This window comes from Marinobacter sp. AN1 (genome assembly GCF_026013985.1).
In the GTDB taxonomy this organism is placed as follows: domain Bacteria; phylum Pseudomonadota; class Gammaproteobacteria; order Pseudomonadales; family Oleiphilaceae; genus Marinobacter; species Marinobacter segnicrescens.
In genome coordinates this window covers 2,971,982-2,984,739 of the sequence record NZ_CP110342.1, presented here as the reverse complement: position 1 = coordinate 2,984,739, position 12,758 = coordinate 2,971,982, and the positions used below count along the sequence as shown (strand labels likewise).

The following is a 12,758-nucleotide window of genomic DNA, read 5'->3' as shown; positions in this document are numbered from 1 at the left end:
CATTTGATATGAGAGGTCGGTTCCCTGAGCCGTTTGCGGATTTTCGTGGTGCTCTGGAAGCTCTTCAAAGTGACATCGCCTATCTACCAGAGATGTCCGGTGAGATCGTGGCCTACTCCCGCGATGGTCGCTGGTTCGAGATCCCCACGCGGTTCTTTATTCGTCGGCCACCGCGGTTTGCTGACCGTGAGGCCGCCGAGCAATGGGTGCGGGAACGTCAACAGGCCATCGAGCAGGGTAAGCCCGGCGCCAAGTCGATGGGGTATGTCGTGGCGCGCCCGGGGGATCCCATCGAAAAGCAGATCGACGATGCGCTCGCCTTTCGCGACTGCCGCCTGGTCGGACCCGAGGAGAACGATGCAATCTGTGAGCGGGTTGCCCGCTGGCTGGCTGAGCAGGTGGACGGAGAATGGTGTGCATCGTCCGTGTTGAACAGGCCCCTTTCCATGAACTGCCTCATCGCACGGGTGGCCCGTCAGGGAAACCGCTGCGCAATCGTTTGCCGTTTCATCGGGCCTGGGCCACTGGGCTGCCCGATGGTGTGGACGCGCTGATTTTTAGCTCCGACCTGCAGGGCCGTGAAGACGGCGGCGCCAACCGGCTGATGGGGGTGCCTGTAGCAGAAGCGCTGATGGCATTAGTGGGGGAAGGAACGATTCCGCAGCCGCAGGCGGCGTTTCTGTGTGGCGATCTGTACGACTACCCAGACTGCCACAAACGCGGTGGAACCGGCCCGGTGGATGAAGTCTACGAGGCATTCGCTCGGCTGGTGCCACAGGTCCTCGCCGTGCATGGCAACCACGATGAACTGGCCGACCCGAAGACATTGCCAAGGAATGTTCAAATCCTTGATGGTCAGGTCTTCAACACAGCCGGACTGCGCGTCGGTGGCGTCAGCGGCATCATAGGGAGCCCCAGGCGCCACCAGCGGCGTGATGAAGAAACATTTTTGGAAGTCATGGAGTCGGTCTCCGCACGGCGTCCGCACATCATCCTGTTGCACCAGGGGCCGGAGGACATTGAACGTCGCCGTCGTGGCGATCCCGGTATAACGCTTTCACTGGCGACAGGGTATTCCGGCCTGACGGTCTTCGGGCACTCTCATTGGGACTGGCCCTGGCTGATCTCGCTGGGCGACGGCCAGGCCCTGAACGTGGATGGTCGCGTTGTGGTTCTATTGAGAGGAGATGACCATGTCTGTGGTTGAACTCGAGCGCTGGGGCCCGGCAGGTTGGGATACATTGGCGGGGATTATTATTGACCGGCCGGAGTCCGGCCTACTCAGTCCCATGCGTCTGGATTATCAACGCCAGGACGGTTGGACCTGTGTCCCGCTTGCTGGAGTCACCCTCGGCCTTGAGGATTTTCAGGAAGACGATTTCGTACCCGTCATTAGCCTGCCATTCGTGCAGTGGGCCAGTCCCCAGGTGCCGGGCGACGTACTCGAAACCTATGAGGGCGAAGCGGTCGCGGCCTTGCTGAGGGATCTGATTCCCAGCGGCTGGGCCCGTCGGCGCCTGCTCAAGCGGTTACGGTCACCACGGTGGCAAGACGGGACGATCCAGGATGGCCCTCAGCACGATGTGCGCCTGTTAAAAGAAGGCGCCCTCTCTCCCATTGGCAATTTTCGCATCAAAGGGCCGAGCGTTGACGACGGCCTTTTCCCTTCCATTCCCCTGGATGTTGAGCGTGCCGGCGACTGGTATTGGCCATACGAACCGTTCAACGAAGCCCTCGGCCTTTCTGATATCCACCCGATTTGGGCGGGTCTGGGTGCCGGCGGTGAAAACCCCAAACTGCTGATCAACCGAGCCGATGACGGTCAGTTCTATCTGGACGGCAACGAACCGGATAGCTGTATGATTACCGATTACTGGCTGGTGAAGTGGCCCCGTGAGCCGATAAGCCGGAATCGAATCGACATTCTCCGTGCTGAATACCTGTACCTGAAGGCCCTCGGTTCATTAGGTTTTGATGTGCCGGAAGTACGCTGGCAGCCCGATGCCCTTTGGGTCCGTCGTTTCGACCGCGGGCCGGGCGGGGAACGTTATCCGGTGGAGTCCCTGTATAATGTGATGGGAAAAATTGGTAACGGTGCCCGGCTGAGCCACATCGATGCGCTGGAAGTCATTCTGCCCCTGGCCAGTGATCCGGATGGAATGCTCGTCGAATACCTTATCCGGGATCACATTAACCGGTTGCTCGGAAACAGCGATAACCACGGGCGCAATACGTCGTTCCATCGAACGTTCCACGGCCTGGAACTGACGCCCATCTATGATGTGTCACCCATGGTGATGGACGAAGACGGCATTGCCTGGAGCGCCACCTGGCCCAGAGACTGGCAAAAGGGTGGGAATCCAGACTGGCAGAGCGTCATTCAACGCTTCGCACATTCACCGGATCGAGCCTGGGCCGGGTTGCAATCCCGTAGTGCGGCCCTCACTGAACTACAACGCACCGATGCCTGGCAGGCGCTGCCAAAATCCGTGACCCGACACCCACGGGTCTTGCCCATCGGTGTACCCATTAGTCTGTAAATGCATTTACATTTATACCTCACCACAAAAGGATGACTCGGCCAACCATGGCGATTCAGTTCTACGACAAGGGCGAGCTCTCGTCCGGCTTTTACGGTTGGCGTGTTGCCGCAACGATTCGTGGCAAGCGCTATCAGAAGTATTTCAGCCTGCGCCGTCCCAGTGACGCCGTGCCCGAAACGCTCTGGCACCGCTATCAGAAAACCCGTGCCGAGTACTACGACGCCCGTTGGGCCATGCGGGCCGCGGCCATCAAATACCTGGACTTCATTCGTACCGAGCACCCGCGGGTCAAACCCTTCCGGGGTGTTGGATTCCAGGGCATCACCCTGGGCATCGGGACCATCGGCGGGAACCAGGCGGAACAGTGTTACTTCCAGGTAAACGCACCGGGCAATCCCATGCGCATTGCCATCACCGAGAACCAGACTCTCTCCAAAGCTTGGGACCGCGCCGTCAGGCTGTGGGGCGAAGCTTTCGGTATCCGCCAGAAGGACATTGAGTCTAAACGCCAGACTCCGCCCACGCCGGAGCAGTTCAAGCGGCTGCGCAAGCACATGAACGAGGAAGAGAGCGCCAGTTTGGGGGTGGGTGTGTTGCACCACGTCTATGCCGAACAGCGCGCGGAGATCGAGCGGAAGAAATCCCGGACCAGTTTGAAGGAGCGGCCCGTCGACCAGGACGACCTGCTGGATGTGCATGCCCGCCTGGAGCGGGAAATCAGCGAATTCATGGAAAAGTCCGGGGCGCGGGCTTGATTCAGCGATCAGTCCGACATGCCATCCCTACCAATTGAAGGTGAAGTACCCACATGGAAAGCAATGAAGGCCCAGCAGTACCCACCGATAAGGCGGCGGTCGCCCTGAAAGGGTTTCGGCACATCATGGCGCAGTGGGGCTGTTTGGAGGCCGAGCAGAAGCAATTGCTGGGTCTGAGCCAGGCTGAGTTCGACGAACTCACGGCCGACAAATCTGCTGAAATGTCCGGGCAGGTGCTTGAGCGAATCAGTTATCTGATGGGAATCGCCCGCGCACTCGATACGCTTTACCCGAGCGACGATCGAGCTGCCGAGCGGATCCGAAAGCCCACCACGGATCAGCCGTTTTGCGGGCTGTCGCCACTGGCTTTCATGTTGGCTAATCCGCAGGATGGGCCGAGACTGACCCGCCGGTACTTTGATTGGAAAACGCAGGTGTGACCTTTTCGGAGCGCCATGGTTTATGCCGGATGCAGGTTGATCGCCATGGCGCTACATGTTTACCCGAGACAGGTGAAATGCCGCCACAATTTGGCCGCTCGGGTCGCAAAGCGAACGTTCAAATTTTGGACAGTGCTAGCGTTGACCAGAGCCGGAGCGATTAACCGGCACAGCAGGACAACTGCTTTACATCCTTGGTGAACGTTTGCGCACAGAGCTTGAGTCCTTCAACCATGGTCAGATAAGGGAACAAGTCATCGCCGATTTCCTGAACAGTTAAACCTGCTCGTAACGCCATCACTGCCGTTTGGATAATTTCACCACCTTCCGCTGCGACAACCTGCACCCCGAGCAAACGACCTGACGTGCGCTCTGCCACCATTTTAATAAAGCCTTGGGTGTCAAAATTGACTAGCGCACGCGGCACGTTTGCCAAGTCGAGCAGTCGGGTGTCCACGCTATAACCCCTTGCAACTGCTTCGGCTTCAGTGAGGCCAACGGTGGCAACTTGGGGATCGGTAAACATGACCCCGGGCATGGCACTGAGGTCGAGTTTGGCCTCGCCTCCCGTCATGTTGATGGCGGCTCGGCTGCCTCCGGCAGCGGCGACATAGACAAACTGCGGTTGGTTGGTGCAGTCTCCGGCAGCGTATATTCCGGGGGTCGTGGTTTGCAGATGCTCATCCACCTGAATTGCGTCGCGTGAGGTTTCCACGCCAATGCTAGCCAGGTTCAGGGCCTCGGTATTGGGCGTTCGACCGGTCGCCACCAGTAGTTGGTCGGCTCGCAAGGTGCCGGCAGGCGTCTCGACGATAAACTCGTTGTCGCTGTAGTCCACGTTGCTAGGCGTGGTCTGGCGAAGCACCTCAATCCCTTCCCGTTGAAAAGCCGCCTCTATGGCCTCTCCGATCGTAGGATCTTCGCTGGACAACACACGGCTCCGGGCTAAAACGGTAACCTTGCTGCCGAGTCTGGCGAATGCCTGAGCCAATTCCAAGGCAACGAAACCGGCACCAATCACGATCAGCCGTTTGGGAACGGTATCCAGCGCCAAGGCACTGGTTGATGTCAGGTAAGGAGTGTCTGCCAGCCCCGTTATTGGCGGCTCTGCCGGTCTGGCTCCGGTTCCAATAAAGGCGCGATCAAAATGAACCGGTTTTTTACCACCCTCAGCCAGCGTGACTACCAGGCTATTGGTATCGACAAACCGAGCCTCACCGTTCAGGACTGTGATGTCCTTGTGTTCTCGAAGTATCTTTTCGTACTTGGTGTCACGCAGCTCCTCCACTCGTGCCTGCTGTTGCTGAAGCAGTTTTGCTCGGTCTACCTGAGGAGCCTCAGCACTGATGCCCGCGTCAAAAGGGCTTTCTTTTCGAAGATGCGCGACATGTGCTGCACGAATCATAATCTTCGATGGCACGCAGCCAACATTTACGCAGGTGCCACCGACAGTCCCACGTTCAATCAGGGTGACGCGGGCACCGCGTTCAGTCGCCTTCAGGGCAGCCGCCATGGCGGCACCACCACTTCCGATTACCGCAATATGCAGTTTGTTGTCATTTTTCACTGGGGAAACTCCTTGGAGCTTTGGAATTGCTCTCATAGCTGGCGTCATAGTGCTTTTTCCGCCAGAACGCATAGACCGTAAGGCCGATGAATACCGCCAGTGCCGGAAGAAGCACATAGTCGAGATAGCCCGTCAGGGTGGCCAGTCCCACGGTGGACATCAGAATGACCAGAATCGGTGTGAAGCAGCATAGTGCAACCAGAATAGTCCCTACTATACCGACCCTGAGCAGGTTCTTCGGATTCTTCATTGCCCCTCCGGAGTCGCCTCTGAGGCCGTAGGAGTGGAGGGGTAACCAGCGTCGCTCGTGGCCTCGGTGAGCGCCTCTATGGAAGTGAGCGCATCGTTAAAGGTGACGACGGCTTCTCGATCAGGGTAGCTCACGGAAACTTGCGACACCCCTTCCACCTTACTTAAGGCCAACTTGACGGTGATCGGACACGCGGCACAGGTCATGTCAGGCACCGAGAGAGTTACTGTTTGAGACGCAGCCCAGGAGGACATGCTGAGCAAAGTGAGGAACATGGCAAGTACAAACTGTTTACGCATGAGCAAGATCTCCTTTTAGTAGAATAGGGGCAAAACGTAGGGGAAAACTAAAGCGACCAGTACCAGAGCCGTAACTACCCAAAAGATCACCTTATAAGTCTTTCGGACTTGAGGGATCGCACACGTTTCACCGGGTGAGCATTGCTCTACAGGGCGATAGATTCGTCGCCAAGCAAAGTACATGGCGACGATGGCCGCGCCAATGAACAGCGGTCGATAGGGCTCCAAAGCTGTCAGGTTGCCGATCCAGGCACCGGAAACGCCCAAAGTGATAAGTACCAATGGCCCGAGACAGCAAGCCGAGGCGAGAATTCCTGCAATCCCCCGACAGCGAGAGAAGCACCTCCGGATTTAGATTTGAGTTTCGACATGACGTTGACACCTGTTGCCCATGGACTCGATAAGATAAGGTTACTTCCGTAGTCAAGTACGGAGTCAAGCATCATGTTGGATAAAGCTAATTCACTGACTATTGGCGGCTTGGCCAAGGCGGCCAATGTAAATGTCGAGACGATCCGCTATTACCAGCGGCGAGGTCTTTTGTCAGAACCCAAACGACCTCCAGGTGGTATTCGACGCTACGGTTTCGCCGATATTGATCGGCTGACATTTGTGAAAACTGCGCAGCAGCTGGGTTTCAGTCTCGACGAGATAAGCGACCTCCTACGGCTAGAAGATGGCACCCACTGTGAAGAAGCCAGTGCGCTCGCCGAGCACAAGCTGAAGGATGTGCGCGAAAAGATCGAAAGGCTGGTAAAAATCGAGGAGGCTCTGAGCGAAATGGTCAGTCAATGCCACGCGCAGCCGGACAGCATCGCGTGCCCGCTCATTGCATCTCTACATGAGGGAGACATTGGAAAAAAAGGCCAAAGGGATTAGCTTCTGAACCAATCGACCTCTTGAGGTTCTACCCCGTCACTGCGGACACTACGAAAAGATAGGCAGATTTATCGAACCGAGGTGCGCGAACGTTCGCTTTTGTTTAAAAGGAGCCCCGGCTTTGGCCCCTTCGCGAGCCCAGAAAGTCAATCGGGCGCTCACCGCCGAGCGCGGGCACGGAGCTGACGAGCCACCGGATTGCCAGGCCTACCGACTTCCATCTGGTGACCGCTTTTCGAAAACCTGGATAGCCGCTTCGTAATCCTCGTTAATCTCGGTAGTCATGGTGTGCTCTACTCCAGCCTGATTTTGGACGATAAAGTCATCATACCTTGAGCCTTTTGGGCAACCCTATTGGGAGTTCTGTGCGATAGTTGAGGACCACTTCGCAATTTAGTGCCACCCATAAATGTAGTAGAGGTAACCTGTCATGAGCGAAACCATGAAAGAACCGACTCAAGGGATCCGCATAACGACTGTAGATCGAAACGGAGCCGCATATCACGCTGGTCTTGAGCCAGGTGACGTGATTATTAGATACAATGGCCAACCCATCCGTTCGGTCAAAGACCTTGATCAGGCAGTCCAGGAGACGACAGGACTCTTCAAGGTCAACGTCGAGTATCAACGGGAAGGGAAAGTCCTGAACAATAGCATCACTACTGGCAAGTTGGGCATCCATTCGAACGAGTCCGGTATGGATCAGTCTGTAGCTCCAGCTGCCTCGGTTCAGCGTCCCCAACAACCGTCCATACAGCAGCCACGAATGTTCTGGACATCGTTAATCATGTTCATGGCCACCCTGACGTTGATCATAAGCGTCCTGGGCGGCGTCATGGTTTTGGTATCCAGCCAGAATGCCTTTGGCTTCTTCACCGGAGCTCAGGCCATATTGATTGGGTTGTTTGCCTACGCCATTGCCAAGGTCATGGTAGAAACCTGGAAAAATACTGCAGCAATCCGGAATATTCTGGAGAGGCAACAACTATAGAGATCTTTGCGGAGACCTCTCAAGCCAATCAATACGACATACAAGCCTCACTATTGGTTGGCCAGCAAGGAAAAAATTGAATTCAGGAGTATCCAATGAAAACAACCCCAAGTCAGGATTCGCGTGTGATCGTGGATAACACGTTAATGCTATTGGGGTCTGCCTACCGCCGGGGTCACCAGCACGCCAAGCCCGGCGTTCGCACCTCTCATCACTCTACACGACAAATTGGCGGCAGTTGCCCGTCGTGCACTGAGATGGCTGGGTCACAATCTTACGAACAAAGCGAGAATCAATCACCTCGATTTTCGAGGGTGTTGAAAACGATGTTTTCGGTCAGCATGTCGACATGCTGCTTCGCACAGTTTCGCGTTCAGTGGCCGGGGGGTGTCGAGTCGCTCCATCATAAGATCTGCACTTTCCCAAGTAAGTCTGAGCGTCGTTTCTTGCTGTATGCCCTGCTTGGCTGTCTTGGTGGCCGCATTGACCAGGAACTGGTTCATACTCAATCCTGACAGCTCAGCCGCACGCACGATGCGTTGATGCGTTTCAGGGTCGACGCGGGCGCTCAAACGGGTGATTCTGGTCGGATCGGCGGTCATGATTAAATCACTGCTTGAGGGTTGGACAAAGTCGCCTGCGACGTAGTTGTTCTAAAAATAGACATTGAAGGAGACAGTACAACGGTACAAAAGCCATCGTAGCAACTTCTCAAGGCTACAGACGGTGTTTTTGACGAGGGTTTGCCGGGGTATATAGCATAAGGGGCTTTGATATGTGCGGTCGCTACAACGTAACCGATTCCCCTGTGGTTCAGGAGCTCATGGGACAATTAGGTCCGCCGGGTGTCGCGCCGCGCCCCCAGCTCAATGTCCCTCCCGGCGGCACCGGCGAGTTTGTTATGGAGGCCGGAGGTGACCGTTACCTGGAGCCGGGTATTTGGTCTCTACTGATCGAGCCACGGCCGGAGGGGCATGTGTACCGACCCAACCCGAAGTTTCATACCTTCAATGCGCGCAGCGACCGGCTTACCAGCAGCCCGCTCTGGAAGAAGGTTTATCCGTCCCATCGCTGCATTGTCCCGGTCAGCGCCTTCCATGAATGGCAGGGCAAGCAGGTCTACAACATCGACCCGCAGGGCGAGGCCACCGCCCTGGCCGGGTTATGGCAATCCTGACATTTTGGTGAAGAGCAGGTGAGCTCGTTCACGGTCATCACCTTGCCACCGCACCCGAGGTTCAGCCACATTCATCCCAAGAGCATTCCACTGATGCTCCGGCCAGAGGACTTTGACTTGTGGCTGGATCCGGATTTTCATCATACCGATGCGTTCGTGCACCTGATGAAGACGCATATCCCTGCGCCGCTGGTTTGTGAGCCGGTAAGGAGTGCCAAGGATCTATATTCCACCGGGGCAGGTGCAGTGCTTCCAGCGGATTAGGTGCTGGATACAAGGCGCGAATTTGGTAAATTGATTGGCATGGCAGTTCGCCAACTATCGGGAGCATCGCCATCTGCGTAGGCAGAAGTATGCGATCGTTAAAGTCAGGTTTCCTGGGTTGGTAAAACTTCGACCTGGTGGGGATCATTTTTTGTTTGAGCTATCAGAATCAGCGGACAGACGGAGGCTTAAAATGATCCGGGATGAGAAACCAGGCCTGACCGACCGGCACGGTGATGCTGGTCTTCGCTGGCTACTGGATCGGCGGAATTCGTGGGGCCTCACTGATTCGGAGCTGGCCTCCTTGCTGGGCGTTTCCACCGAAACATTGCTCAGCTGGCAGTCGCATGTAGTGGTTCAATGATCCCGGACACCAACGTAGGTGGTAAGATCGCCACCATAAGCGAGGTGTCTGATGACCAGAAAACGACGTTCCTTTACTCCTGAGTTCAAACAGGAAGCAGCCAGCCTGGTGCTGGATCAAGGTTACACCATTGCCCAGGCCTGTACGTCCTTGGGCGTGGGTGAAAGTGCTTTGCGACGCTGGGTTCAACAGCTGACGGATGAGCGAGAAGGCATTACCCCAAAGGGGAAAGCTTTGACCCCGGAGCAGCGACGGATTCAGGAGCTGGAAGCCCGCTGCAAACGCCTTGAGATGGAGAAGACCATACTAAAAAAGGCTACCGCTCTCTTGATGTCGGACGACCTGAATCGTACGCGCTGATAGACCAGTTAAGTGAGCAAATGCCTGTTGAAATGGTCTGCAATGCGTTCGATATCAGCCGTTCCAGCTATTACGAGTATCGCCAACGGCGGAAGCACGTGGATGTTGAGCGTCTGGCCCTGAAGGCTCAGGTTAATCGCCTGTTTACCAAAAGCCGCAGCTCTGCCGGCAGCAGAACAATCAAGGGTATGCTCAATGACGACGGCGTTGTCATTGGTCGCTTCAAGGTTCGACGACTGATGAGCGAGCTAGGGCTGATTTGCAAGCAACCTGGCCCTCACGCCTACAAGCAGGCCACCGTTGAGCGACCGGATATCCCGAACCATCTGGCTCGTGAGTTTACGGTAGACCAGCCCAATCAGGCGTGGTGTGGTGACATTACCTATGTATGGAGCGGCCAGCGGTGGAGCTATCTGGCTGTCGTGCTGGATCTGTTCGCCCGCCGCGTTGTTGGTTGGGCTATGTCGTCCAGTCCGGATGCGGATCTGGTTGTAAAAGCTCTGGATCACGCCTGGGAACAGCGTGGTCAGCCAGAGAAGGTCATGTTCCACTCGGACCAGGGGAGCCAGTACGCCAGCCGTAAGTTCCGCCAGAGGCTCTGGCGCTATCGGATGACTCAAAGCATGAGCCGTCGAGGCAACTGTTGGGATAACGCACCGATGGAGAGGCTGTTCCGGAGCCTAAAATCCGAATGGATACCGGCCCTGGGTTACCGAAATCTGCCTGAGGCCAAAAAAGATGTGGGTGGCTATCTGATGGACTACTACAACCGGCAACGACCTCACGCATTCAACGACGGCATTTCGCCCGTTGCCGCTGAGGAAAACCTTAAAATACTGTCCGGGATTAGTTGACCACTACAGCAGGTGTCGACTGGAGAGATGGTAAGGCTGCCTTCCGATACCTTTGAACGGATCGGCTTGCTGTTGGGGGTGCATCAGGGTTTGGTCAATCTGACACCCTCAGGCCATGAGTCGCTAGCAGCGGAGTGGTTTCAGAAACCAATACAGCTGTGGGGACTTGCCGGTCACTCTATCCGCTCACATCTGTTGAACGATTCGCGTCGTGCGGTACTGATCGAAATGGTTCGACGGATTAAGTCGGAAACAGCTTAGAGGATCGAGTTCGCTGGCACTCGGGTGCCCCTTCGCAAACGCGGCCCTGCTTCTCGACGGCTTCACCTCCAGCAATGCACTAAATCTCTATTCACCCAGCACCTTCAACCAGATTTTGATTGCCACCGTCTGATACTCCTGCATCAGACTGATCAACCTGAGCCGCTGCTTGCTGGGTACAAGCTCCTCCGGTAACAGAGGGTCGCGAATAATCTGACGAATGACGGACCGACCGAAGACCAGAGATTCCGCTGCAGCCGTCTCTGGTGACAAGGTTTCCAGTCTCCCCAGCTGATCAGATACCTGATCAACCAATCGCTTGTAGTCCCGGAGCAAAGTTTGTTTATCCCAAAGTGACCTTGCTGCCTGCTCATCGTCCTCTGAGAAACCCTGAATCTCGAATACATGCGCTTCAGCAGCCAGGCCAAGCCCCTTCAGGTCCTTGCGCAGGACCTTGACGCCACCAACCAGGTTATCCGGGCGAACACTCAGCCCTTCAAACAGTCGCTCAAATCCTCGAAGCTTCATTGATCGTTCGTGAGCCCGCCACTCTGTCTTGTTCCGACGTGGTACCCCACTATCCAGGATACCCACCCAGCCACCGTGCCAGGGCGAGCTGCGACGCTCTTTCGCGATCCAGTTTTCAACGTCCAGGAAAAGACTGTTACCAGCCGGGTTCCAGGCATAAACGCCCCGAGCCGGGTTGGTCACCTTGCCTTCTTTGACCAACCGCGTCAGAGCCACCCGGACGGTTTGTTCCGTGAGCCCCACAAGTTCTCCGGCCTGACAGAGTGATGAAGCTGACAGCTCGTGTGCGGGGTGGGTTGCCAACAGATCCAAGACCAGATCGCTACCGGTCAACTCGGCACTTTCATTACATACTTTATCTTTATTGGCCATTGCGTGTAATATTACTCTAAAACATCAAGGTGGACATAAATAGTAACAAATAGCGAGGGCTACGTGGACAATTCCCCGGTACGAATAGAAGAGAACGGTCAGGTTTGCACGATCATCCTGGATCGGCCTGCAAAAAGAAACGCCGTTGATCGACAAACGGCAGCGGCTTTGTTGGAAGCCTTCGAGCAATTTGAAGGTAACGATCAACTTCGCATTGCCGTCCTTTGGGGGGCAAACGGCACGTTTTGCGCCGGTGCTGACCTGAGCGCCATGGCCGATCCGCAGACGAGGAATGTGGTAGATCCGGAGGGCGAGGGAGACGGTCCCATGGGGCCAACACGCATGATGTTGAGCAAGCCGGTAATCGCGGCGGTTTCGGGGTACGCCGTCGCCGGGGGCCTTGAACTCTCATTGTTTTGCGATCTGCGTGTCGTGGAGGAGTCCGCTGTCTTCGGGGTTTTCTGCCGTCGCTGGGGCGTGCCGCTGGTCGACGGCGGTACCGTGCGCCTGCCGCGGGTTGTGGGCCAATCGCGAGCCCTGGACATGATCCTCACGGGAAGGCCGGTCGATGCGCAGGAAGCGTTGCAAATCGGGCTTGCTAATCGGGTGGTACCGGATGGGACAGCACGCAGTGCCGCTGAAGAACTCGCCGCCGAAATTGCCCGGTTTCCCCAGCAATGTATGAATGCCGATCGGGCCTCGGCCTACCGCCAATGGGACCTCTCCCTACCAGATGCGCTCAAGAACGAGGGCAAGCATGGCTATCCCATCGTGTATGAAGAGGCCATTGAAGGCGCGGACCGATTTACCAAAGGGGCCGGTCGACACGGCCAATTCGATAACTGAGAAAGGAG

16 protein-coding genes and 1 pseudogene are annotated in these 12,758 nt (G+C 56.2%); 11 read left to right on the top strand and 6 right to left on the bottom strand.

The genetic code is table 11. The annotated features are described in order from the left end of the window. The first annotated feature begins 8 nt into the window (after positions 1 to 8). The 5 genes from LJ360_RS13680 to LJ360_RS13660 are packed head-to-tail and all read left to right on the top strand — an operon-like array spanning position 9 to position 3,738. Positions 9 to 554 (top strand): hypothetical protein, encoded by a 546-nt coding sequence (locus LJ360_RS13680; RefSeq protein WP_264994292.1) that lies wholly within the window; start codon positions 9 to 11, stop codon positions 552 to 554. Then, the gene (locus LJ360_RS13675; protein WP_264994291.1) at positions 542 to 1,207 is read left to right on the top strand and encodes a metallophosphoesterase family protein; all 666 of its coding nucleotides are present in this window, start codon (positions 542 to 544) and stop codon (positions 1,205 to 1,207) included. Before LJ360_RS13680 ends, LJ360_RS13675 begins: the two co-directional genes overlap by 13 nt. Further along, positions 1,194 to 2,540 carry a type II toxin-antitoxin system HipA family toxin gene (locus LJ360_RS13670; protein ID WP_264994290.1) on the top strand — a complete coding sequence of 449 codons (1,347 nt, stop codon included), beginning with the start codon at positions 1,194 to 1,196 and terminating at the stop codon, positions 2,538 to 2,540. Before LJ360_RS13675 ends, LJ360_RS13670 begins: the two co-directional genes overlap by 14 nt. Positions 2,541 to 2,587: 47 nt before the next feature. Beyond that, positions 2,588 to 3,298 (top strand): hypothetical protein, encoded by a 711-nt coding sequence (locus tag LJ360_RS13665; RefSeq protein WP_264994289.1) that lies wholly within the window; start codon positions 2,588 to 2,590, stop codon positions 3,296 to 3,298. 53 nt (positions 3,299 to 3,351) lie between these two features. Further along, positions 3,352 to 3,738, top strand: coding sequence for a DUF2384 domain-containing protein (locus LJ360_RS13660; RefSeq protein ID WP_264994288.1), 387 nt, complete (start codon positions 3,352 to 3,354; stop codon positions 3,736 to 3,738). 160 nt (positions 3,739 to 3,898) lie between these two features. On the opposite strand, the gene merA is transcribed toward LJ360_RS13660, so the two are convergent. The 4 genes from merA to merT are packed head-to-tail and all read right to left on the bottom strand — an operon-like array spanning position 3,899 to position 6,205. Beyond that, the gene (merA, locus tag LJ360_RS13655; protein WP_264996046.1) at positions 3,899 to 5,341 is read right to left on the bottom strand and encodes a mercury(II) reductase; all 1,443 of its coding nucleotides are present in this window, start codon (positions 5,339 to 5,341) and stop codon (positions 3,899 to 3,901) included. Next, positions 5,295 to 5,555 (bottom strand): mercury resistance system transport protein MerF, encoded by a 261-nt coding sequence (gene merF, locus LJ360_RS13650; RefSeq protein WP_264994287.1) that lies wholly within the window; start codon positions 5,553 to 5,555, stop codon positions 5,295 to 5,297. The genes merA and merF overlap by 47 nt, the downstream gene beginning before the upstream one ends. Beyond that, positions 5,552 to 5,854: a mercury resistance system periplasmic binding protein MerP gene (gene merP / locus LJ360_RS13645; protein WP_011783481.1), complete on the bottom strand. Its 303-nt coding sequence runs from the start codon at positions 5,852 to 5,854 to the stop codon at positions 5,552 to 5,554. The genes merF and merP overlap by 4 nt, the downstream gene beginning before the upstream one ends. A 15-nt stretch (positions 5,855 to 5,869) precedes the next feature. Next, the gene (gene merT / locus LJ360_RS13640; RefSeq protein ID WP_413774429.1) at positions 5,870 to 6,205 is read right to left on the bottom strand and encodes a mercuric ion transporter MerT; all 336 of its coding nucleotides are present in this window, start codon (positions 6,203 to 6,205) and stop codon (positions 5,870 to 5,872) included. 93 nt (positions 6,206 to 6,298) lie between these two features. On the opposite strand from merT, the gene merR reads away from it, so the two are divergent. From merR to LJ360_RS20050, 3 genes are all read left to right on the top strand, one after another. Then, complete coding sequence (merR, locus tag LJ360_RS13635) at positions 6,299 to 6,733, top strand: Hg(II)-responsive transcriptional regulator (protein WP_091852855.1); 435 nt, start codon at positions 6,299 to 6,301, stop codon at positions 6,731 to 6,733. A 430-nt stretch (positions 6,734 to 7,163) separates the two neighbouring features. Next, complete coding sequence (locus LJ360_RS13630; RefSeq protein ID WP_264994286.1) at positions 7,164 to 7,724, top strand: PDZ domain-containing protein; 561 nt, start codon at positions 7,164 to 7,166, stop codon at positions 7,722 to 7,724. 151 nt (positions 7,725 to 7,875) lie between these two features. Next, positions 7,876 to 7,980, top strand: coding sequence for a DUF4113 domain-containing protein (locus LJ360_RS20050; protein ID WP_413774428.1), 105 nt, complete (start codon positions 7,876 to 7,878; stop codon positions 7,978 to 7,980). A 40-nt stretch (positions 7,981 to 8,020) separates the two neighbouring features. On the opposite strand, the gene LJ360_RS13625 is transcribed toward LJ360_RS20050, so the two are convergent. Further along, positions 8,021 to 8,326 (bottom strand): DUF1778 domain-containing protein, encoded by a 306-nt coding sequence (locus tag LJ360_RS13625; RefSeq protein WP_264994285.1) that lies wholly within the window; start codon positions 8,324 to 8,326, stop codon positions 8,021 to 8,023. A 173-nt stretch (positions 8,327 to 8,499) separates the two neighbouring features. On the opposite strand from LJ360_RS13625, the pseudogene LJ360_RS13620 reads away from it, so the two are divergent. Together LJ360_RS13620 and LJ360_RS13615 are read left to right on the top strand one after the other, a co-directional pair. Next, positions 8,500 to 9,165: pseudogene (locus LJ360_RS13620) on the top strand (SOS response-associated peptidase). Between the two features lie 415 nt (positions 9,166 to 9,580). Continuing rightward, positions 9,581 to 10,743, top strand: a protein-coding gene (locus tag LJ360_RS13615; protein ID WP_264994284.1) for an IS3 family transposase whose coding sequence is annotated in 2 segments (ribosomal slippage) — positions 9,581 to 9,836 and positions 9,836 to 10,743 — 1,164 coding nt in all. Because the reading frame shifts where the segments join, the coding sequence is not laid out codon by codon here. Positions 10,744 to 11,091: 348 nt separating this feature from the next. Here the strand turns inward: LJ360_RS13615 and LJ360_RS13610 are convergent. After that, positions 11,092 to 11,904 (bottom strand): PaaX family transcriptional regulator C-terminal domain-containing protein, encoded by an 813-nt coding sequence (locus LJ360_RS13610; protein WP_264994283.1) that lies wholly within the window; start codon positions 11,902 to 11,904, stop codon positions 11,092 to 11,094. A 63-nt stretch (positions 11,905 to 11,967) separates the two neighbouring features. On the opposite strand from LJ360_RS13610, the gene LJ360_RS13605 reads away from it, so the two are divergent. After that, positions 11,968 to 12,750 (top strand): crotonase/enoyl-CoA hydratase family protein, encoded by a 783-nt coding sequence (locus tag LJ360_RS13605; protein ID WP_264994282.1) that lies wholly within the window; start codon positions 11,968 to 11,970, stop codon positions 12,748 to 12,750. Positions 12,751 to 12,758 lie beyond the last annotated feature (8 nt).

Bases quoted from the DNA above. Each gene is read 5' to 3' on its own strand.
- LJ360_RS13625 (WP_264994285.1), bottom strand. From the start codon at position 8,326: ATGACCGCCGATCCGACCAGAATCACCCGTTTGAGCGCCCGCGTCGAC.
- merF (WP_264994287.1), bottom strand. From the start codon at position 5,555: ATGAAGAATCCGAAGAACCTGCTCAGGGTCGGTATAGTAGGGACTATT.
- LJ360_RS13610 (WP_264994283.1), bottom strand. From the start codon at position 11,904: ATGGCCAATAAAGATAAAGTATGTAATGAAAGTGCCGAGTTGACCGGT.
- LJ360_RS13680 (WP_264994292.1), top strand. From the start codon at position 9: ATGAGAGGTCGGTTCCCTGAGCCGTTTGCGGATTTTCGTGGTGCTCTG.
- LJ360_RS13670 (WP_264994290.1), top strand. From the start codon at position 1,194: ATGTCTGTGGTTGAACTCGAGCGCTGGGGCCCGGCAGGTTGGGATACA.
- LJ360_RS13630 (WP_264994286.1), top strand. From the start codon at position 7,164: ATGAGCGAAACCATGAAAGAACCGACTCAAGGGATCCGCATAACGACT.
- merP (WP_011783481.1), bottom strand. From the start codon at position 5,854: ATGCGTAAACAGTTTGTACTTGCCATGTTCCTCACTTTGCTCAGCATG.
- merR (WP_091852855.1), top strand. From the start codon at position 6,299: ATGTTGGATAAAGCTAATTCACTGACTATTGGCGGCTTGGCCAAGGCG.
- LJ360_RS13660 (WP_264994288.1), top strand. From the start codon at position 3,352: ATGGAAAGCAATGAAGGCCCAGCAGTACCCACCGATAAGGCGGCGGTC.
- merA (WP_264996046.1), bottom strand. From the start codon at position 5,341: ATGAGAGCAATTCCAAAGCTCCAAGGAGTTTCCCCAGTGAAAAATGAC.
- LJ360_RS13665 (WP_264994289.1), top strand. From the start codon at position 2,588: ATGGCGATTCAGTTCTACGACAAGGGCGAGCTCTCGTCCGGCTTTTAC.